This is a genomic window from Runella aurantiaca, assembly GCF_003339505.1.
Classification (GTDB): domain Bacteria; phylum Bacteroidota; class Bacteroidia; order Cytophagales; family Spirosomataceae; genus Runella; species Runella aurantiaca.
The window spans coordinates 341,878-361,245 of the sequence record NZ_QPIW01000002.1 but is presented as its reverse complement, the minus strand read 5'-3'; the positions used below and the strand labels follow the sequence as shown (position 1 = coordinate 361,245).

17 protein-coding genes are annotated in these 19,368 nt (G+C 47.1%); 13 read left to right on the top strand and 4 right to left on the bottom strand.

The window, feature by feature from the left end:
- The first annotated feature begins 28 nt into the window (after nucleotides 1–28).
- The 7 genes from DVG78_RS04645 to acs all read left to right on the top strand — a co-directional run bounded on the left by DVG78_RS04645 (nucleotide 29) and on the right by acs (nucleotide 9,397).
- Nucleotides 29–1,627, top strand: a complete 1,599-nt coding sequence (locus DVG78_RS04645) for an MFS transporter (protein WP_114459882.1) — start codon at nucleotides 29–31, stop codon at nucleotides 1,625–1,627.
- Nucleotides 1,628–1,699: 72 nt separating this feature from the next.
- The gene (locus DVG78_RS04640; RefSeq protein WP_114067293.1) at nucleotides 1,700–1,924 is read left to right on the top strand and encodes a DUF6814 family protein; all 225 of its coding nucleotides are present in this window, start codon (nucleotides 1,700–1,702) and stop codon (nucleotides 1,922–1,924) included.
- A gap of 103 nt (nucleotides 1,925–2,027) precedes the next feature.
- A complete protein-coding gene (locus DVG78_RS04635) occupies nucleotides 2,028–2,231 on the top strand; it encodes a hypothetical protein (RefSeq protein ID WP_114459881.1) in 204 nt (67 codons plus the stop codon).
- A complete protein-coding gene (locus tag DVG78_RS04630; protein ID WP_114459880.1) occupies nucleotides 2,224–4,920 on the top strand; it encodes a sodium:solute symporter family transporter in 2,697 nt (898 codons plus the stop codon). Before DVG78_RS04635 ends, DVG78_RS04630 begins: the two co-directional genes overlap by 8 nt.
- A gap of 108 nt (nucleotides 4,921–5,028) precedes the next feature.
- Complete coding sequence (locus tag DVG78_RS04625) at nucleotides 5,029–5,412, top strand: response regulator transcription factor (protein ID WP_114067296.1); 384 nt, start codon at nucleotides 5,029–5,031, stop codon at nucleotides 5,410–5,412.
- Between the two features lie 24 nt (nucleotides 5,413–5,436).
- Nucleotides 5,437–7,365, top strand: a complete 1,929-nt coding sequence (locus tag DVG78_RS04620; RefSeq protein ID WP_114459879.1) for a propionyl-CoA synthetase — start codon at nucleotides 5,437–5,439, stop codon at nucleotides 7,363–7,365.
- 142 nt (nucleotides 7,366–7,507) lie between these two features.
- The gene (gene acs, locus DVG78_RS04615) at nucleotides 7,508–9,397 is read left to right on the top strand and encodes an acetate--CoA ligase (protein ID WP_114459878.1); all 1,890 of its coding nucleotides are present in this window, start codon (nucleotides 7,508–7,510) and stop codon (nucleotides 9,395–9,397) included.
- Between the two features lie 56 nt (nucleotides 9,398–9,453).
- Here acs and DVG78_RS04610 read toward each other — a convergent pair whose 3' ends face one another.
- Nucleotides 9,454–9,954: a DUF1003 domain-containing protein gene (locus tag DVG78_RS04610; protein WP_114459877.1), complete on the bottom strand. Its 501-nt coding sequence runs from the start codon at nucleotides 9,952–9,954 to the stop codon at nucleotides 9,454–9,456.
- A 39-nt stretch (nucleotides 9,955–9,993) separates the two neighbouring features.
- Here DVG78_RS04610 and DVG78_RS04605 point away from each other — a divergent pair, with 39 nt between their 5' ends.
- The gene (locus DVG78_RS04605; RefSeq protein ID WP_114459876.1) at nucleotides 9,994–10,983 is read left to right on the top strand and encodes an aldo/keto reductase; all 990 of its coding nucleotides are present in this window, start codon (nucleotides 9,994–9,996) and stop codon (nucleotides 10,981–10,983) included.
- 609 nt (nucleotides 10,984–11,592) lie between these two features.
- Nucleotides 11,593–12,465 carry a CPBP family intramembrane glutamic endopeptidase gene (locus tag DVG78_RS04600; RefSeq protein WP_114459875.1) on the top strand — a complete coding sequence of 291 codons (873 nt, stop codon included), beginning with the start codon at nucleotides 11,593–11,595 and terminating at the stop codon, nucleotides 12,463–12,465.
- Here DVG78_RS04600 and DVG78_RS04595 read toward each other — a convergent pair.
- Nucleotides 12,455–13,438, bottom strand: a complete 984-nt coding sequence (locus DVG78_RS04595; protein ID WP_114459874.1) for a hypothetical protein — start codon at nucleotides 13,436–13,438, stop codon at nucleotides 12,455–12,457. The genes DVG78_RS04600 and DVG78_RS04595 overlap by 11 nt on opposite strands.
- Nucleotides 13,439–13,528: 90 nt before the next feature.
- Here DVG78_RS04595 and DVG78_RS04590 point away from each other — a divergent pair, with 90 nt between their 5' ends.
- Nucleotides 13,529–14,338 carry an SDR family oxidoreductase gene (locus tag DVG78_RS04590; RefSeq protein WP_114459873.1) on the top strand — a complete coding sequence of 270 codons (810 nt, stop codon included), beginning with the start codon at nucleotides 13,529–13,531 and terminating at the stop codon, nucleotides 14,336–14,338.
- 159 nt (nucleotides 14,339–14,497) lie between these two features.
- On the opposite strand, the gene DVG78_RS04585 is transcribed toward DVG78_RS04590, so the two are convergent.
- Both DVG78_RS04585 and DVG78_RS04580 read right to left on the bottom strand, forming a co-directional pair.
- Nucleotides 14,498–15,742 (bottom strand): glycosyltransferase, encoded by a 1,245-nt coding sequence (locus DVG78_RS04585; protein ID WP_114459872.1) that lies wholly within the window; start codon nucleotides 15,740–15,742, stop codon nucleotides 14,498–14,500.
- Nucleotides 15,739–16,545, bottom strand: a complete 807-nt coding sequence (locus tag DVG78_RS04580) for an FkbM family methyltransferase (protein WP_114459871.1) — start codon at nucleotides 16,543–16,545, stop codon at nucleotides 15,739–15,741. Before DVG78_RS04580 ends, DVG78_RS04585 begins: the two co-directional genes overlap by 4 nt.
- A gap of 64 nt (nucleotides 16,546–16,609) precedes the next feature.
- Here DVG78_RS04580 and DVG78_RS04575 point away from each other — a divergent pair, with 64 nt between their 5' ends.
- From DVG78_RS04575 to DVG78_RS04565, 3 genes are all read left to right on the top strand, one after another.
- The gene (locus tag DVG78_RS04575) at nucleotides 16,610–17,191 is read left to right on the top strand and encodes a Uma2 family endonuclease (protein ID WP_114459870.1); all 582 of its coding nucleotides are present in this window, start codon (nucleotides 16,610–16,612) and stop codon (nucleotides 17,189–17,191) included.
- A 37-nt stretch (nucleotides 17,192–17,228) separates the two neighbouring features.
- A complete protein-coding gene (locus DVG78_RS04570; protein ID WP_114459869.1) occupies nucleotides 17,229–17,723 on the top strand; it encodes a dihydrofolate reductase in 495 nt (164 codons plus the stop codon).
- 171 nt (nucleotides 17,724–17,894) lie between these two features.
- The gene (locus tag DVG78_RS04565) at nucleotides 17,895–19,352 is read left to right on the top strand and encodes a M20 family peptidase (protein ID WP_114459868.1); all 1,458 of its coding nucleotides are present in this window, start codon (nucleotides 17,895–17,897) and stop codon (nucleotides 19,350–19,352) included.
- The last annotated feature ends 16 nt before the right edge of the window (nucleotides 19,353–19,368 follow it).

The following is a 19,368-nucleotide window of genomic DNA, read 5'->3' as shown; positions in this document are numbered from 1 at the left end:
AATTATAACACCTAACTTTCCTACACTAATGTCAGAATCTGCAACAACAAATTCTAAAGCGCAGAAAAAACAAAGCTTAGCGGCCATCATTGCGGCATCGTCGGTCGGTACGATGATTGAGTGGTACGATTTCTACATCTTTGGAAGCTTGGCGACAATTATTGCCACCAAGTTTTTTCCAGACGGCAACCCCACCGCGGCCTTTCTTTCTACCTTAGCCACTTTTGCCGCAGGCTTTGTGGTTCGTCCATTCGGAGCCATTTTCTTTGGCCGCTTGGGTGACCTCATTGGCCGAAAATATACCTTCATGGTAACGTTGCTGCTGATGGGCGGCGCTACGTTTATGATTGGCTTGATTCCCAGCTACGAAACCATCGGTTTCTTGGCCCCTACCCTAGTGCTTTTACTGCGTCTTTTGCAAGGATTAGCCCTCGGCGGCGAATACGGCGGCGCCGCTACTTATGTGGCCGAGCACTCTCCCGCCGACAAGCGTGGGTTCTGGACTTCATGGATTCAAATCACAGCTACGGCAGGGTTGTTTGTATCGCTGATTGTGATTCAATTGACCCAAAACAGCATGTCGAAAGAGGCATTTGCCGAATGGGGCTGGCGCGTACCGTTTTTGGTTTCCATCATCATGGTATACGTTTCAGTTCTGATTCGTAAAAACATGCACGAATCGCCGTTGTTTGCCAAAGCAAAAGCCGAAGGAAAAACCTCCACCAACCCGTTAAAAGAATCATTTGGCAACCGTTACAACTTCAAATTTGTGTTGTTAGCTTTATTGGGAGCCACTATGGGTCAGGGAGTTGTGTGGTACACGGGGCAATTTTACGCGTTGAGCTTTCTCCAAAAAGTAATGACCATTGACCTTCAGCAATCCAACGCGCTGATGACCTACGCGCTGATGTTGGGCACGCCATTCTTTGTGTTATTCGGTTGGTTGTCTGATAAGATTGGCCGCAAAGGCATCATGCTGGCCGGTATGTTGATTGCCATATTATCGTACCGTCCGATTTACGAAAAAATGTACCAGACCACCAACATCCAAAACAAAACAGAAGTAGTCGAAAAAACAACGGTAGGGATAACCCGTACGCTGGACAAAAAAGACGGGGTTGAAACCAAAGATTCGCTCATTGTCACCACTACCAAAAAAGAATATACGGACGGCACCCAATTCGAAGAATCGAAGATTGAAAAAATCTTAGCCGACGCCTCCGCAGCCCCCGTAAAACCCGAAATCAAGAAACTCGTCACCATCAATGACAGCGACAAATGGACGCTGATTTGGCTAGTCTTTATTCAGGTGATTTTCGTAACAATGGTCTACGGCCCTATCGCAGCCTTCCTCGTTGAGATGTTTCCGACCCGCATTCGCTACACGTCCATGTCATTGCCGTACCACATCGGAAACGGTGTATTTGGTGGACTGTTACCTACCATCGCTACCGCTTTGGTTGCCTCAGCTGGCAAAGCCAACGACATCGCCAAAGAAGCAGGTGAAGCATTGCCCAACGCGGCTCCTTACCTCGAAGGACTTTGGTATCCGATTGTCATTGCAGGAATCTGTTTTGTCATTGGATTACTGTACATCAACGGTAAAGACCGCAACGTGAATGACTAGTTCACCAAATCAATGAGTAACAAAACGTTCATTACCCCTATTTTTTCAACTGATTTAGCAACAACAAAGACAATGAATACGATAAAAAGACTAGCAGGCATTATCTGGTTGGCCGTGGGTGCCGCCGCAGGGTATTATTTATTAATCAATCAGGCCATCCCCAAATTTGGCACGGGCAAACCCGAAGACTTGATTCCTGCGGGAATTTATACCTTTATCTTGTGTCCTCTTATTGTAGGGAGCCTGGCTACTTTTGGAATTTACGCCCTCAAAGGCGAATACGACAGTAAAAGTTAGGTTTAGGGTTTAGTAGTTTGAATGATTGTCGAAGTAGTATCGCTCTTCGGCAATCATTTTATAACGGCAACGCTTAGCAGGCACCTTCACTTTATCCCTTCTTATGAATACAAATCGTAAAATTTCATTGGTGGCGTTGTGTGTAGTGGCTATTGTCCTCTTCAATACCCCCTTTCTTTCGATTTTCAACAAGCCTACATTCATTGGGAGTATCCCCGTATTTTACGGTTTTCTGTTTGGGGCATGGTTACTGATTATTGGGGCTACGGCGTGGTTACTTCGTCAATCTAAAGCAGAAGATGAGTAGTTTTTGGATTATTTGTTGGTCTTTATTGTACCTGTTGCTCTTGTTTGTGATTGCCGACCTGGCCGAGCGCCGCTCATCCCACAAACGCAGTTGGGTGAATAATCCTTACGTGTATGCTCTTTCATTGGCCGTTTACTGCACCGCTTGGACATTTTATGGCAGCGTGGGTCGGGCGGCCGAATCGGGGCCAGATTTTCTAAGCGTTTATATCGGCCCTACGCTCGTGATTCCGCTTTGGTGGATTATTTTCAGGAAGATTATTCGCATTTGTAAAGTCCAGAGAATCACCAGCATTGCCGATTTTATCTCCGCCCGTTATGGCAAAAGTCGCGCCTTAGGCGTAATTGTGGCCGTGGTGTGTTTACTGGGCATCATCCCCTACATTTCCATTCAACTCAAAGCCATTACAAGCAGCTTTCTGATTCTGTCGGGCAATGACACCTCGCCCAATCAATCATTTTTGAGCGACCAATCGTTTTACATCGCCCTGACGCTGATTGTGTTTGCGATTCTATTCGGAACCCGAAAACTAGAAGCCAACGAACGCCACGAAGGCCTCGTTGCGGCCATTGCCTTTGAGTCTTTGGTCAAGTTATTTGCGTTTTTAGCGGTTGGGCTTTTCATTACCTTCGGCATTTTCAACGGCTTCGACGACATCGTCACCCGCGCCGTGAAAGTCCCCGAACTTCGTAAACTATTTACTTTACCCGAAAATCAAACCGGGAATTGGTTCTGGCATTGCTTTCTGGCCGCCATTGCTATTCTGTTTTTACCTCGTCAATTTCAGGTAACGGTGGTGGAAAATATCGACGAAAATCACCTCAAAAAAGCACAATGGTTATTCCCGCTTTACCTGCTGATTATCAATATTTTTGTCTTACCTATTGCCCTCAGCGGAAAATTACTTTTCACCGATGAAGCCATCAAATCTGACACCTATTTGCTGGCCATACCACTGCATTTTAAGCAACAAGGTTTGGCTTTTCTGACTTATTTGGGCGGATTTTCGGCGGCTACGAGCATGATTATCGTGGAATGTACCGCCTTGACGGTGATGTTCAGCAATAATTTACTCATGCCTTTTTTGGTGAGCCGTCGGGGATGGCAAGAACGCATGGGTTCTTCGATTGGGAGTTTTGTCATTACCGCCCGTCGTTTATTTATTGCCGTCATTATTTTGCTAGCCTATGCTTACTACAAAAACGTCAGTGACAAGTATTCGTTGGTATCGGTCGGCATGGTTTCGTTTGCGGCGGTGGCGCAGTTTGCGCCCGCTGCTTTGGGTGGAATCTGTTGGAAACGGGCCAATCTGACCGGAGCGATGAGCGGAATTTTGGCGGGAACAACTGTTTGGTTTTATACCCTGATTATTCCCTCAATGGCCTCAAATGGCCTTATCTCTTCCGACTTTTTGGCGCATGGACCCGCGCACATTCATTGGCTTAGGCCAGAAGCACTTATGGGACTTGAGGGGATGGACAGCCTTTCGCACGGCGTCTTTTGGTCGTTGCTTTTTAACGTTTCATTCTACGTTTTGGGAGCGCTAAATTTCTCCCAAAGTGCCGTAGAGCACAACCAAGCCGCGTTGTTTGTGGATATTTTCAAATACGATACGTCTTACGAACGTTCGGTGGCTTGGCGAGGAAAAGCATTGGTGACTGACATAACGAATCTTTTAAGTAAATTTTTCGGGGAAATGCGCGCCCAACGGGCCGTAACGCTCTACGTCAAACGCAATAAACTTGCCCTTTCTGCCAAATATGCCGACCCGCAGTTGGTCAATTATGCTGAAAAAATGCTCAGCGGTGCCATTGGGGCTGCTTCGGCGCGGGTGGTGGTGGCGTCGGTGGCGAAGGAAGAACCCGTAACGGTGAATGAAGTGATTGATATTTTAAAAACGTCGCAAGAACTGCGCATTGTGAACGAAGAGCTGACGCGCAAATCGCGCGAACTGGAGCAACTCACGGGTCAGCTCAAAGAAGCCAATGAGCGCCTGCAACAGGCCGACCGCGAAAAAGATGATTTTCTGTCGACGGTTACGCACGAAATCCGGACGCCCATGACCTCTATTCGGGCGCTGTCGGAAATTGTCCACGACAATCCCGACATGGACGAAGAACAGCAAAAGCATTTTCTGAGTACCATCATCAAAGAATCAGACCGCCTGACCCGGCTTATCAACCAAGTGCTTGATTTGGAACGGTTTGAAACTGGAAAATACCAATTGACCAAAGAAACATTTCAACCAGAAACCCTCATCGACGAATCTATCAATTCCATTATGGCGTTGGCCACCGAAAAAAACATTATCATTCAAACTTCTTACGCGGGCAAACTACCCACGATAAACGGAGATTTTGACCGATTGATGCAAGTGCTCATCAATTTGTTATCCAACGCCATCAAATTTTGTCCCGCCCAAAACGGGCTAATCGAAGTAAGGGCAATGGCAGAAGGCAATTACCTTTCTATCAGTGTCAAAGACAATGGGCCCGGCATCAGTGCGGAGCATATTGCCCTGATTTTTGATAAATTTTACCAAGGAAATGCCCCGCTTGCCCGCAAGCCCAAAGGCAGCGGACTGGGGCTGGCCATCTCCAAAAAAATCATTGAACTGCATCAAGGAAGCATTCATGTGCAGAGTACAATAGATGCAGGAGCGCTGTTTACTTTTGAAATACCAGTGTAGTATCTATATCTCTTTGCGATCACAATTTTATTTTAAGAGAATAAATTTTCTATTTTACAACGTTATTCACTCAAAACTCCTAGGTCACCCTACGAACATACTGCCTATATGACACGCCAACATATAAAAATAGTAATAGTAGACGACGAGCCCAATATTTTGATGTCGCTGGAATTCCTGATGAAAAAGGAAGGATACAAAGTTTTTATTGCCCGCGACGGCGAAGAAGCCGTTGATATCGTTCGCACTGAAATTCCAGACGTTGTTTTATTAGACATTATGATGCCCAAAGTCGACGGGTATGAGGTGTGCCGTTTTATCAAAAGCTCACCAGAATATCAACATGCCAAGGTCATCTTTATGAGTTCAAAAAGCCGCGAAACTGACCTGCAAAAAGGATATGATCTTGGCGCCGATTTATACATACCTAAACCGTTTTCAACCCGCGACATGGTGGCCAAAGTAAACGCACTTACGATGAGCGCCGTGTAGCTTCCCTTTTAAATTTCATTACTTATGAAATCACCAACCCCCTCGTATGCAGGCTTTTACGAAGCCAGCCTTGCTAGTCCTATGGATTTTTGGGCCGAACAGGCCACCAAAATTGCGTGGTATAATGCACCCGTTCAGACATTAACGATGAACGAAAAGGGGTTTTATCGGTGGTTTGAAGGGGGAACACTAAACACCTGCTACTTGGCCGTGGATTATCACGTAGAGCACGGCCGGTCGGAGCAGGTGGCGCTTATTTATGATTCTCCCGTGACCAAAACCGTTCAAAAATACACCTACGCCCAACTTCAATCGGAAGTGGCAAAATTGGCAGGAGCATTGCGTCAATTGGGCGTCGAAAAAGGCGATTGTGTCGTGATTTATATGCCGATGGTACCCGAAGCAGCTTTTACGATGCTGGCTTGCGCCCGTTTGGGGGCGGTTCATTCGGTAGTTTTCGGAGGATTTGCCCCGCACGAACTGGCCATACGCATTGACGATACCCGCCCTAAGGTCGTTATTTCGGCTTCGTGCGGTATTGAGTTTGAGCGGGTGATTCCGTACAAACCGTTGCTCGACGACGCCATTCACCTTGCTCAATTTAAACCACCTCACTGTTTAATTTTACAGCGTCCCCAGATTCACGCTCTTATGCACGCGGGGCGCGACGTTGATTTTAGCACCGCCGTTGCGAAGGCCAAACCCGTTGATTGCGTGCCCGTTGACGCCCTCGACCCGCTGTACGTTTTGTACACGTCGGGTACCACAGGCAAGCCCAAAGGAATCGTTCGCGACAACGGGGGCCACGCCGTCGCCATGAAATTTTCGATGCAGTATGTGTACAACATTCAGCCGGGAGATGTGTATTGGGCCGCTTCTGATTTGGGCTGGGCAGTTGGTCATTCATACATTATCTATGCCCCACTTATTCAGGGTTGTACCACCATTTTGTTTGAAGGAAAACCAGTTAGAACCCCCGATGCGGGCACCTTTTGGCGCATTATTTCAGAACATCAGGTAAAAGTATTTTTCACCGCGCCCACGGCGTTTCGTGCTATCCGGAAAGAAGACCCACAGGCTGAATTTCTCCAAAAATACGACCTTAGCGGCCTCCAACAGCTCTTCGTGGCCGGAGAGCGCTGCGACCCTTCTACCCTCAAATGGTTGCAGGAAATAACCAACAAGCCCATCATTGATCATTGGTGGCAAACAGAGTCTGGCTGGCCGATGATTGCCAACATGACGGGCGTGGAGCTTTTGCCCGTCAAACCCGGCTCCGCTACCAAACCTGTTTGTGGATTTGATGTGCAGATTCTGGACGAAGACGGGCAGCCGTTGGAAGCCAATCACGAAGGATACGTTTGCCTCAAACTTCCACTGCCTCCCGGCTGCCTCCCCACGCTCTGGAACGACGATGCCCGCTTTCATGAATCGTATCTTTCAAAATTCGCGGGTTATTATTTTTCGGGCGACGGCGGCTACAAAGACGACGACGGCTACGTGTACATCATGGGCCGCGTAGACGATGTCATCAACGTGGCGGGGCACCGCCTTTCTACGGGTGAAATGGAAGAATTTGTGGCTTCGCACCCAGCAGTGGCGGAATGTGCCGTGGTGGGAATTCAGGACGAGATGCGCGGACAGCGCCCCGTGGCGTTTGTGGTGCTCAAAGATGGAATGGCCATCGACGAGCCGACGATTGAAACGCAATTGGTGACGCTAATTCGAGAACAAATTGGGGCTGTGGCGTACTTCAAAAGTGCGTTAATTGTAAAACGTTTGCCCAAAACCCGTTCGGGAAAAATCCTGCGAAAAGTGATGCGCCAAATCGCCGACGGCGAATCTTACAACGTTCCTTCTACAATTGACGACCCTGCAATTCTGGGAGAAATAGCCGAAAAATTACAGAACCGAAAAATTGGCAAAGGATTCGGAGAATTTGCAGTCATCTGATTTTCATCACTTTCTATACCTTTTTAGCAATTTTAGGACAGCGATTTCACTCAAACGGGAAAATGTTTTGTTATTTTTAGACCCGCATTCATCAACAACCTTCCTAACCACGTTAACTTTTACCAAAACACATTCAGATATCATGCGTATCCGTACATTTGAAGAGTACCAAACCGCCTATCAGCACAGTGTAGAAGACCCCGAAGGATTCTGGGCCGAAGTAGCTCAGGAATTCAAATGGCATAAGCCGTGGAAAAAAGTGCTCGAATGGAATTTTAGCACCCCCGACATCAAGTGGTTTGTAGGTGGAAAAACAAACATCACCGAAAACGCCCTCGACCGTCATTTGCGCGAACTGGGCAATCATCCCGCCATCATTTGGGAACCCAACGACCCTTCTGAACCCAGCGTTACGCTCACGTACAAAATGCTGCACGACCAAGTGTGTCGTTTTGCCAACGTGCTCAAGCGCAACGGCGTTGCCAAAGGCGACCGCGTGTGTATTTACCTGCCAATGGTGCCAGAAGCGGCCATCGCCATCTTGGCCTGTGCGCGCATCGGTGCCGTTCACTCGGTCGTATTCGGTGGGTTTTCGGCCCAGTCTTTGACCGACCGCATCATTGATTCTAACTGTAAGGTCATTGTTACCTCCGACGGTGCGGCGCGTGGCAATAAAAATATCCCCATGAAAGATACCGTTGACGACGCCCTGATTGCGTGTCCTTCGGTTCAAAAAGTTATCGTACTGACCCATACCCGCACACCCATTTCGATGATCAAAGGCCGTGACGTATGGTGGGAAAGTGAAATGAAGCAAGTCACATCTGACTGCCGGCCCGAGGTGATGGATTCAGAAGACCCTTTGTTTATTCTCTATACATCAGGCTCAACGGGCAAGCCCAAGGGCGTTGTACACACCACTGGCGGCTACATGGTGTATTCGGCGTATACGTTCCAAAATGTATTCCAATACGAAAAAGACCAAGTATTTTTCTGTACCGCGGATGTGGGCTGGATTACGGGGCACAGCTACATCGTATACGGCCCGCTGCTGAGTGGAGCCACTTCTTTGATGTTTGAGGGCATTCCGACCTATCCCGATGCGGGACGTTTTTGGGATATTGTTGACCGGCACAAAGTAGACATTCTTTATACCGCCCCCACGGCCATTCGGTCGTTGATGGGCTTTGGCCTGAAATACGTCGAAGGCAAAGACCTTAGTTCGCTCAAAGTGCTGGGCTCGGTGGGTGAACCCATCAACGAAGAAGCATGGAACTGGTACAACGAACACATTGGTAAAGGTAAATGCCCGATTGTCGATACTTGGTGGCAAACCGAAACGGGCGGCATTTTGATTTCGCCCATTGCGGGCGTGACCAAAACCAAGCCAACCTACGCGACACTGCCACTGCCAGGTGTACAACCGATATTGGTCGATGAAAGTGGCAAAGAAATAGAAGGAAACGGCGTGAGCGGAAATCTTTGTATCAAATATCCGTGGCCATCTATCATCCGCACCACTTGGGGCGACCACGAGCGCTGTCGGCAGACATACTTTTCGACCTATCCAAACCTATACTTTACGGGCGACGGTTGCCTCCGCGACGAAGACGGCTACTACCGCATCACGGGCCGCGTGGATGATGTGCTTAACGTATCGGGGCACCGCATCGGAACCGCCGAAGTAGAAAACGCCATCAACATGCACGCCGACGTCATCGAAAGTGCCGTGGTGGGCTATCCGCACGACATCAAAGGGCAGGGTATTTATGCGTTTGTCATTTGTGAAAATACCCTCGACGACGAAGATCTTTCGCGCCGGGATATTTTAGCGACCGTGACTCGCATCATTGGGCCCATTGCCAAACCAGATAAAATCCAGTTTGTCAGAGGATTACCCAAAACACGCTCGGGAAAAATCATGCGCCGGATTCTGCGCAAAATCGCCGAAGGAGACACCTCTAATCTAGGCGACACGACCACGCTTCTGGACCCCACAGTTGTGGATGATATTAAAGCAGGCGCGATGTAATATAAGTTTATCCGCTAATCTTTCAAGAAGGCTGCCTCATTCAGGGGCAGCCTTCCTCATTTTTTCGTCTCCAGTTTATGAATCACATAGTCTAGTTTTTCGTGCAAAAGCCGAATTTCCAACTCGGCGCGGAGGTTGATTTCGTAATCACTTTTGGCACGTTCACGGTCCTTTTGCTCCTGACGATTCTGGCTCATCATGATGACTGGGGCCTGCAAAGCGGCCAAACAAGACAAAATAAGGTTGAGTAAAATAAACGGGTACGGGTCAAAACCCTTGTTGAGCAACAACCACACATTGACGCTTATCCAGACGGCGATAAACAGACCAAACGAAATGATAAACGTCCAGCTACCGCCAAATTCCGCTATTTTATCCGCTGTCCGTTCGCCAAAAGTGGTTTTTTGTCGGGCATCATCCACCGAATTATCCACCAAAATACGGCTGATACTCATGGAAACCAAGATTTTCATCTCTTCATCCGATAGTCGTCCTAAGTCTTTTTGGAGAATGGTTTCGAGGTGTTTTATTTTTTGATTGTTTAAACTTGTTTCCATTTTTATTGGTTTTGAATAACACACAAACGCCGCAAAACAATGCAAAAACGCCCTTTAGGAAACAGTACGATTTCGCTCTCGGCCATCGGTTTAGGCTGCATGGGAATGTCTGAGTTTTACGGTGCTACCGACGATACCGAGTCACTCAAGACCCTCCATACGGCCCTCGACGAAGGTATAAATTTTCTGGACACTGCCGACGCCTACGGGCCATTTAAAAACGAAGAACTCGTTGGAAAAGTGGTGCGCCAACGCCGCGACGAGGTAGTGCTAGCCACCAAATTTGGCATCATACGCGACCTCAACGACCCCGCCAAGCGAGGTTTTAGCGGACGTCCAGAATACGTACAAGCAAGTTGTGACGCCAGCCTCAAGCGCCTGGGTATTGATACCATTGATTTATATTATTTGCATCGTTTGGACCAAAATACGCCCATTGAAGAAACGGTGGGTGCCATGAGCGAGCTTGTAAAAGCGGGCAAAGTACGGTACATAGGGCTTTCGGAGGTTTCGGCACAAACCATCAAACGCGCCCATGCGGTACATCCCATCTCGGCCGTTCAGTCAGAATACTCACTTTGGAGCCGCGACATTGAAGAATCCGTTATTCCTACCTGCAAGGAACTGGGCATTACTTTGGTTGCTTACAGTCCACTGGGGCGAGGTTTTTTAACGGGACAATTTCAAAAATTTGAAGATTTGTCTCCTGATGATTTCCGACGGAATTCGCCACGATTTATGGGCGAAAATTTTGCCAAAAACCTTGCCATCGTTGATTTACTCAAACGGTGGGCCGAAGAGCGCGGCATTACTCCCTCTCAGTTAGCGCTGGCGTGGGTACTGGCACAGGGCGAAAATATTGTACCTATTCCTGGCACCAAACGGGTTTCTTACCTAAAAGAGAATCTAGGAGCACTCACCATTACGCTTTCCAAGGAGGAATTGGCTGAACTCGAACGCATCAGCCCCAAAGAAGCCGTAGCGGGCCTGCGTTACCCAGAGGCAATGATGAAAGTGCTGACGGCATAGAGTATAGTTATGACTAAGTAGTCTATTTCTCAAAATTATACCAAAATAGTGCTCAACGTAGCTAAGTTTATTTTTTGAGTAAAATTCTATACATCTATCAATTTTTGCCATTTTTTTCTTTTTGTATAGCACAAAGTCAGAAAACAAATTTCAAATTTTCTGATTTTTAATTTTTTCATTTAATTTTTCAAGCCAATAATTACTTGAACAAAATAGCGACTAATTATGGATAATATATAATTTTATCAAGAAAAATACTCAATTAAGCATATTTTTTTAAAATTATTTGTAGATACATTAAATTTTGCATTAGCTTTGAACATTCAATCAAAAACAAAGCAGATTTTATTTGTTTTGTTCAATTTTTGAAACACATTTCATCAACCTTCAAATAGTGACTACCCCCTTTTTGTGTAAAAGCAATAAGGGGGTTTTTTGATGCTCAACAACCCTATGGATTGTGGTCACTTTGCCAATTGGGGTAGCTTAATAGGCCGAAAACTGCATCCGACAAGCTATTTTTCTTATTCCAATAGGTGTAATTCCTCTCACTCCTATCAATTAGTGAAGAAAATGTGCTTATTTCGGACTTCATAAGAACTTTACCCTATGCAAATCAACCCCTTCATTCATGCCGCTCGGCAGGGGCGTAACGAATTTGGTGTGTACGTCGCTGTGTTTATCTTAGTATTTATCGCTAACCTTCTTGGCTCAATTCCAGGTGCTTGGGCCATGGTCACGTGGAAAGACGACCCTCAGGCATTGCCCGTTTATCTTATTACATCCCTGATGTTGTTGGGCTTTGTGGCTTCGCTGGTGGTTCTGTGGCTGTGTGTAAAACACCTTCACAAACGCAATCCACTTACCATGATTACGCCTACTGGAGTAGTCAATTGGCCTCGCGTACTAAAGTCTGCTGGGCTTTGGATGGTTTGCTCAGCGGTAGTAGAAACCGCTACGTACTTGCTGTTTCCTGACAAATACCAGTTTTCACTCAATTTGAAGGACTTTTTACCCTCATTGGTCGTGGCTATTGTCTTGCTTCCGCTTCAAACTTCTTTTGAAGAGCTTTTTTTCAGAGGGTACCTTTTGCAGGGAATTGGCTCATGGAATCTTTGGGCAGGAATTATTATTACATCCACGGTTTTTGGCCTTGCCCACAGTTTCAACGACGAGATTGAGGCCGTAGGCTCGTTGGGCCTCGCGATGGTATATTACATCGGCGTAGGTTTATTTTTTGCGCTGTTGGGCGTCATCGACAAATCACTTGAATTGCCCTTGGGCATTCACTTGGCCAACAATGTGTACGCCTTTTTGTTGGTGGGCTATCCAAGCAGCTCAGTACCTAGCTCCACCGTTTGGATGACTACCGAGCTAAACTTTCCGCTCATGGTTACCCAATGGGTGGTAGTAATGGCGCTTTATGTACTGCTCTCAAAAAAATTCGTTGGACTTCAGGTGACCGCCAAGCCTACCAGTTAATGCCGCTTTCTCCACCTAAGCCCAATTTCTTGGTAAATTGATTAGACATTTTTGATTTACTGGTAATGTAACGTACGCTTGCCCCGATAAAGGGCGCAATGTTGGGTTTTTGGGTAATCAAATTTTCGTGGGCAGAGTTAAAAGTGCGCAGCTGGCGAAATGTTCCTAATCCCGCTTCCAACGACACGTTGAACACGGTGAACAAATGCGCATTGGCCGCCACCGAGAGCTTAACGTGCTGATAATTGCTGCGACGAAACATTTTTTCAGCATTCATGACCTGCTGAAAACCTCCGCTATATCCGTCAAAGGCACCAATCATATCAATGTTGAACCATTCATTAAAACGGCGGTTGACATCCAACCGAAAAGGCAATAACGCCGACACACGCCACTGTTTGCCAAGGCGTTTGTTGAGACCAAAAACGGGAATCAAACGAAATTTTTGGTTATAAATGACGGCCGTTCCGTAGGCAATCTGAGTATGTATCCCTAAAATTCGCATTCGGGCAGCCCCTCCCCAGAAAAAAGGCTGGGGCGTAAAAAACGTTTCGTTGGACTCCGTCACGCCCAACCCTCCGCCATAAATCCAGAGTCGGTCGCGCAGGCTGGCCTGAAGCATAAGCACTCCCACCGACGCTGTTTTGTAACCGTTATCGGGGGTAATGATGCCATTTTGGGTAGGTTTGAGTTGAGATACATTGGCCAGCATCAAAAAATGGCGCGCGCGCAAATCAAACTTTTTACGCAAGCTAAAAGACACATCCACCTCACTCCGCAGCGGAATAATGCCGTTGAACGACGTCCGCGAAAGACCGTAGCGCTGATTATTGCCCATGTTGGCTTCGGGCATATAGTCGGCACGTAGGGTAGCATTAGGATAAAAAAGCCGACTCAGCGCAAAATGCTGAGCAGAAAGAGAAGTAGAAATAAGCAGCGTAGCAGAAAGTAAAAAGCAGGCGCGAAAAAACATAATGTCGTGTATTTGGTGGAATTAACGCGCAAAAATGGGCAATATTGCGGAAGAAATACAATCATCTTTTCATTCTGAATTTAGATTTTAATGAACCTAACCGATAAAATAGTTTGGATAACGGGTGCCTCGTCGGGTATTGGCGAGGCATTAGCCCATGAATTTGCCAAACAAGGCGCAAAATTGGTGCTCTCTGCCCGCCGGCAGGACGAATTGGAGCGCGTAAAAAAAAGCCTAAACCTGCCCGATACTTCCGTTCTAATCTTGCCGATTGACATGTTGAAGCCCGAAGAATTTGGGGCAAAAACCGACACCGTTCTTCAACACTTTGGGAGAATAGACGTACTGGTTCCCAACGCGGGTATCAGCCAACGGGAAAAATTTCTGGACATTGCGCCCGCCGATTTTCAAAAATTGATGGATACCAATTTCACCAGCGTAGTTCTCCTCACCCGCGAAGTGCTTCCATACATGATTGCTCAAAAATCGGGCGGCATTTTGGTCACGAGCAGCGTGAGCGGCAAAATCGGCACCTCATTCCGGACATTTTATTGTGCCTCCAAACACGCCATTCAGGGTTTTTTTGATTCGTTGCGTGGAGAAGTTTGGCGCGATGGCATCGTGGTAACGGTGGCTTGCCCGGGTTATATCAAAACCAATATTTCGCTCAATGCCATCGGTAAAGACGGCAAACCTTTTGGCAAAATGGACCAAAATCAAGCCAAAGGAATTCCCGCAGATGTGTGCGCCCGCAAAATGGTAAATGCACTCAAAGCAGGAAAACACGAGATTATCATTGCGGGCTTTAAGGAAACGCTTGGCACTTATCTCAAGCGCTTTGCTCCCAGCCTATTGTGGAAGTTGACCAAAAATTACAGCATCAAAGCCGTTGAACAATAACCGATTTCGATTTAGGGGAATCTCGCGGTTTTGAGAAACCGCTCGCACGTGGAGGCGGTTTCTCAAAACCGCTGGTGTGTGGAAGCATTTTTTAAAATCGCGAGATTGCGTGAAAGCAGTTTCTCAAAACTGCGCTCTCAGGCCTACCGCCTCTACTCGCTATATAGGTACTTCTGTCAGCTTTTGATAGAGGGATAAGTACGCATTGGCCACCACCCCGAAGCTATTCCGCTGCCCAATAACCTGGAGATTATTTAACTTTAATTGCTCATAATCAGCCTCTTCCAACACAAACCGAATACCCTTGGCTAAGTCTTCAGAAGAATACAACTTGGCAACATAGCCCGTTTTTTTGTGCTCGATTTGTTCGAAAATTCCGCCCGAATCAAAACCCACCACGGGCGTACCACAAGCCATGGCTTCGATGACAGTGTTGGGATAATTATCTTCCAACGAAGGAACCACCATCACATCGGCGGCCTGATACACCTTGACGACTTCGTGTGCTGGCAGGCTTCCCAACGACTTTACTTCCAAGCCCATATCGGTGAGGGCATCGGGTTCGGTTTTGCCAAAAACGACAATACCCCAGTCTGCAAGTCGGTCTTTTAATAACTGCGTTGCTTCTTTAAAGTAGGCAAAACCCTTGCGTGGGTCTTGGGTATTGACGCCCGCAAAAAGAATCCATTTCTTGGCGGGATTCAGGTCAATTTCCGAAGACGAAGCAGGCTTAAAAACGGATGTATCAATGGGATTGGGAATCGCGAGCGAAGTCAAGTGTTTGGTCAGCGCGGCACGCGTGCCCAATTCTGCCAACCATCGACTGGGCGAAACGAGCGTCAGCGGAGCATTTGAAAACAGGTTTTTCTTTTGCTCAAACACGCGAGATGATAAATCCGTGGCGCTTGGCTTTCGTAAATAAGGACAAAATCCACAATGCGTAAGGTAGCGGTCACATTCACGACTGTAATGACAACCACCCGTAAAGGTCGACATATCGTGCATTGTCCAGACTACGGGTTTACCGAGCGCAAACAGTTTTTCTAATGAATGTAACGACAAAAAACCGAAGTTAATCCAGTGCAAATGAATCACATCGGCTTCGCGCACGAGCGGATGAGCAAATACGTCAACGCCAGCCCACAAGGGTGAAAAATGAAAGCGAACGCTTTTGTCTTTTTCTTGAAACAAAAAATAGGCGCGTTCCGCCGCAAACCGTGCAAACGCCATTTTTTTTTCAATAAAACCAGACGCAAATCCCTGCACACCATCTTCCTCGCGTTTAGCTTCCTGCACCAATACCGACGATTCTACCCCAATGCCGCGCAAGGCATGGTGTAGCCGAAGCGCCGCAATCGCAGCCCCACCAAAGGTATGATAGGTACTCAGATGAACGACTTTCATACCCGCCACGCCGATATATTTAACTGTAAATCCATGACATCGTTGTTGCGATAACGATGATTTACAAAAGGAGCTTTACGGTGCTGATTGGTGTCAATATAATACCGAAATCCTGCTTTTTCAATCACTTCGATGACCTTCGCCAAGGCTTGCGGTTGGCCGATATAAGCGTGAAACTCTACAAACAAATGTTGCACGCGGTCGAGCACATCGGCACAATCGGGCAAAACATCAATTTCGGCTCCTTCAATGTCAATTTTTAGAAAATCAACGTGGGTTTCTGCCGCCAACTCGTCGCGCAAGCGCACCGAAGGAATCAACTTTTTGGTGCCTTGTCCGTAAATAGAGGCATCGTCGGCCTGTCCTTCGCCAAACCACACGCCAGCGTTGTCTTTCCAAACCGCTTTTTGGACGATTTCTACGTCATTAATGCCGTTAGTCTTCAGGTTTTGGGTCAAATAATTGGCAATTACTGACTCTGCTTCGTAAGCTTTGATGCGGGCCTGCGGGTAGAGTTCTTTGAAATAAATAACGCTCATACCGACGTTGGCCCCACAATCATAAATCACGGGTGCAGACGCTGAAGTGTTGAATTTGTAAAACGCTTCGACGTAGATTTCTTCGTATTGCCACGTCCACGAAAACGCATCGGGTACTTCCAGTTGATAACGTCCAAATTTAACCTTGGTCGGTTGGTAGCGCGGGCGGTCGCCATAGCGCCAAAATAGCCCCAACAACTCCCTACCGGCTGGATTTCGGAGGATGTGAAACGGGTGTTTGAGTAAATATCGAAAAGCAAGCATGGAGCAAAATTAAGGAATCATTCTGTATCTTTGTTCAAGTATTCTACAATCCACAGGTGCACTCATGGTGATTCCGTTAAACCTACCAGCCCGCGACCAGTTTACCGACGACGAGTTGGTCACATTCTGTTTATCCAATCCCGACCTTCAAGTTGAACGGGATGAGAATGGCCAAATTTTTATAAATATGTCCCCTACCCACCTCCTGACAAGCTCAAACAACAGTGAATTAAACGGTGAATTTGTCATTTGGAACCGCCGCACCAAAGCAGGAAAAGTAATTGACTCCAACGGAGGATTTTTTCTACCAGATAAATCAATGCGTGCTCCCGATGTTGCTTGGATTCGGAAAGAACGCTGGGAACAATTGTCGACCGCCGAAAAGAAATCATTTCCACACATGGCCCCTGACTTCGTGTTAGAACTGGAATCAGACACGGACAATGTAGAAGATTTGAAACAAAAAATGACGAAATGGATTAATAACGGCGTACGATTGGGTTGGTTGATCTCCATGAGTGAGCAACAAACCTATATTTATCGCCCAAACCAACCAGTAGAAACCAAAGCCTTTTCGGAAGCATTAGACGGTGGTAATGTATTAATTGATTTTGAAGTTGTATTGAACAACATTTTAGAAATATAGTTGTAAAAACACGACCTTTGGCAAAAACTGCTCCTCCATGCTTATTTCTCTTATCGTAGCAGCGGCCCAAAATGGCGTTATCGGGCGTGATAATCAGCTCATCTGGCATTTGCCCGACGATTTGAAGCAATTCAAACGCCTCACCACAGGCCACCCCATCATCATGGGGCGCAAAACATTTGACTCCATCGGAAAACCCCTTCCCAACCGGACATCTATCGTCATTACACGAAATCGAGAATGGCAATTTGAAGGTGTAATTATTGTCAACTCAGTCAACGAAGCCATTGAAGCCGCACGCCAAACAGGCACCGACGAAGCCTTCGTCATCGGCGGGGCAGAAGTATACAAAATGACATTGCCCGTAGCCAACAAAATTTATCTGACGGAAGTAAAAGCGGAGTTTGAAGGAGATGCCTATCTCAATATTCCTAATAAAGAAGAGTGGCGGGAAGTAAGTAGGGTAAGTCATGCAACCGACGAAAAGCACGCCATTGCGTTTGATTTTGTAGAATTGGTACGCCAAGGCTGATAGAGTCTGTGAAAGCAGTAGTGTCTGACGGTTTGGAACCGTCGGACACAGCTAGCATCTAAACCGCCAGATGGATGCAGAAAACGAGCCTCCGTACCTGAGCAAGCTTCTTGCTAAAATCAGGGATATTTTTGATTTTGCAAGACGCTTTCATAACCGACGCACTCCCCGATGAAAAACGCACTCCGAGTCATTGCCATTGGCCTTGTTTTATTGATTGGCGTGTTGTTGTTCAACACCTTCCGCATTTCTTCCAAACAAATGGCTGGCATAGCACCCGCACCCACCCTAGCCATCAGCGATTCTGCCCTTTCGCACCTGTCAGATGCCGTTAAAATTCGTACCGTTTCGTACGAAGATTTGTCGCTCATGGACAGTACACAGTTCGAAAAATTCATTGGTTTTCTCGAACAAACTTACCCCCTCACCCACGCCCGCCTCAAACGCGAACGGATTAACGGCTACGCTTTATTGTTTGAGTGGAAAGGAAAGAATCCTGCCCTCAAACCTGCCCTGCTGATGGGCCACTACGATGTAGTCCCCGTAGTACAAGGCACCGAAAAAATGTGGAAACACCCACCTTTTGCGGGAGATATTACCGAAGGTTTTATTTACGGTCGTGGTACGTTGGACGACAAAGTAACGGTTATCGGGGTTTTGGAAGCAATTGAGTATTTATTGAAGCAAAACTACCAACCTGAGCGCTCCTTTTATCTCGCCTTCGGCCACGACGAAGAGGTTTCGGGGCGCTACGGGGCACGCCAAATTGCGGCGCTGCTTGAAACCAGAAAAGTACAGTTAGAGTACGTCATGGATGAAGGCGGAACCATCAAAACCGATGGTGTGTCGGGCATCACCACTCCTATTGCGCTCATTGGCATCGCCGAAAAAGGCTATACCACACTTCAATTAACCTCGGTGGGCGACGGAGGCCATTCGTCCATGCCACCACCCCAAACCAGTATCGGCATGATGGCCGAAGCGATTGACAAGCTTCAGAAAAATCCTTTTCCCGCGCGTTTGGAAGGTGCGGCCAGTTATTTACAGGATTACCTCGCCCCCGAAATGCCCTTCGGCACCAAATTAGCCATGGCAAATCGTTGGCTACTCAAGCCAGTGATTGTCAATATTCTTGCTAAAACCAACGCTGGTAACGCCATGGTCCGCACCAGTATTGCCCCCACTGTCATTCACGCAGGTGTCAAAGACAACGTGCTTCCTGTGGAGGTCATCGCCAAAATAAATTTTCGGATTTTGCCCGGTGACTCTGTAAAAGGCGTAGCCGAGTATGTCAAAAAAACCATTGATAACGAGCGCATTACTATTGAAACGCTCAAACAGTTTGACTCCGAGCCTTCCCCCGTTTCTGATACCGCTACCCTTGGATTTCGGGCGTTGCACCGAACCATCAAAAGCTGTTTCCCAGAAGTGATTGTAGCCCCCTATCTGGTGGTAGGTGCTACAGATGCGCGTTTTTACCGCAACGTGTGTTCAAATATCTACCGTTTTATGCCCGTTCGCATGAACGAAGAAGACCTTAAACGTCCCCACGGCACCAACGAGCGCATCAGCATAACTGATTTTAAAAATGTGGTAAAATTTTATGTTGAATTGGTAAAAGGAAGTTAAGTTGAAGCGGCCCCAA

What these genes read in the sequence shown, in the direction of transcription:
- DVG78_RS04645 (WP_114459882.1), top strand. Translation starts at nt 29, where the DNA reads ATGTCAGAATCTGCAACAACAAATTCTAAAGCGCAGAAAAAACAAAGC.
- DVG78_RS04640 (WP_114067293.1), top strand. Translation starts at nt 1,700, where the DNA reads ATGAATACGATAAAAAGACTAGCAGGCATTATCTGGTTGGCCGTGGGT.
- DVG78_RS04635 (WP_114459881.1), top strand. Translation starts at nt 2,028, where the DNA reads ATGAATACAAATCGTAAAATTTCATTGGTGGCGTTGTGTGTAGTGGCT.
- DVG78_RS04630 (WP_114459880.1), top strand. Translation starts at nt 2,224, where the DNA reads ATGAGTAGTTTTTGGATTATTTGTTGGTCTTTATTGTACCTGTTGCTC.
- DVG78_RS04625 (WP_114067296.1), top strand. Translation starts at nt 5,029, where the DNA reads ATGACACGCCAACATATAAAAATAGTAATAGTAGACGACGAGCCCAAT.
- DVG78_RS04620 (WP_114459879.1), top strand. Translation starts at nt 5,437, where the DNA reads ATGAAATCACCAACCCCCTCGTATGCAGGCTTTTACGAAGCCAGCCTT.
- acs (WP_114459878.1), top strand. Translation starts at nt 7,508, where the DNA reads ATGCGTATCCGTACATTTGAAGAGTACCAAACCGCCTATCAGCACAGT.
- DVG78_RS04610 (WP_114459877.1), bottom strand. Translation starts at nt 9,954, where the DNA reads ATGGAAACAAGTTTAAACAATCAAAAAATAAAACACCTCGAAACCATT.
- DVG78_RS04605 (WP_114459876.1), top strand. Translation starts at nt 9,994, where the DNA reads ATGCAAAAACGCCCTTTAGGAAACAGTACGATTTCGCTCTCGGCCATC.
- DVG78_RS04600 (WP_114459875.1), top strand. Translation starts at nt 11,593, where the DNA reads ATGCAAATCAACCCCTTCATTCATGCCGCTCGGCAGGGGCGTAACGAA.
- DVG78_RS04595 (WP_114459874.1), bottom strand. Translation starts at nt 13,438, where the DNA reads ATGTTTTTTCGCGCCTGCTTTTTACTTTCTGCTACGCTGCTTATTTCT.
- DVG78_RS04590 (WP_114459873.1), top strand. Translation starts at nt 13,529, where the DNA reads ATGAACCTAACCGATAAAATAGTTTGGATAACGGGTGCCTCGTCGGGT.
- DVG78_RS04585 (WP_114459872.1), bottom strand. Translation starts at nt 15,742, where the DNA reads ATGAAAGTCGTTCATCTGAGTACCTATCATACCTTTGGTGGGGCTGCG.
- DVG78_RS04580 (WP_114459871.1), bottom strand. Translation starts at nt 16,545, where the DNA reads ATGCTTGCTTTTCGATATTTACTCAAACACCCGTTTCACATCCTCCGA.
- DVG78_RS04575 (WP_114459870.1), top strand. Translation starts at nt 16,610, where the DNA reads ATGGTGATTCCGTTAAACCTACCAGCCCGCGACCAGTTTACCGACGAC.
- DVG78_RS04570 (WP_114459869.1), top strand. Translation starts at nt 17,229, where the DNA reads ATGCTTATTTCTCTTATCGTAGCAGCGGCCCAAAATGGCGTTATCGGG.
- DVG78_RS04565 (WP_114459868.1), top strand. Translation starts at nt 17,895, where the DNA reads ATGAAAAACGCACTCCGAGTCATTGCCATTGGCCTTGTTTTATTGATT.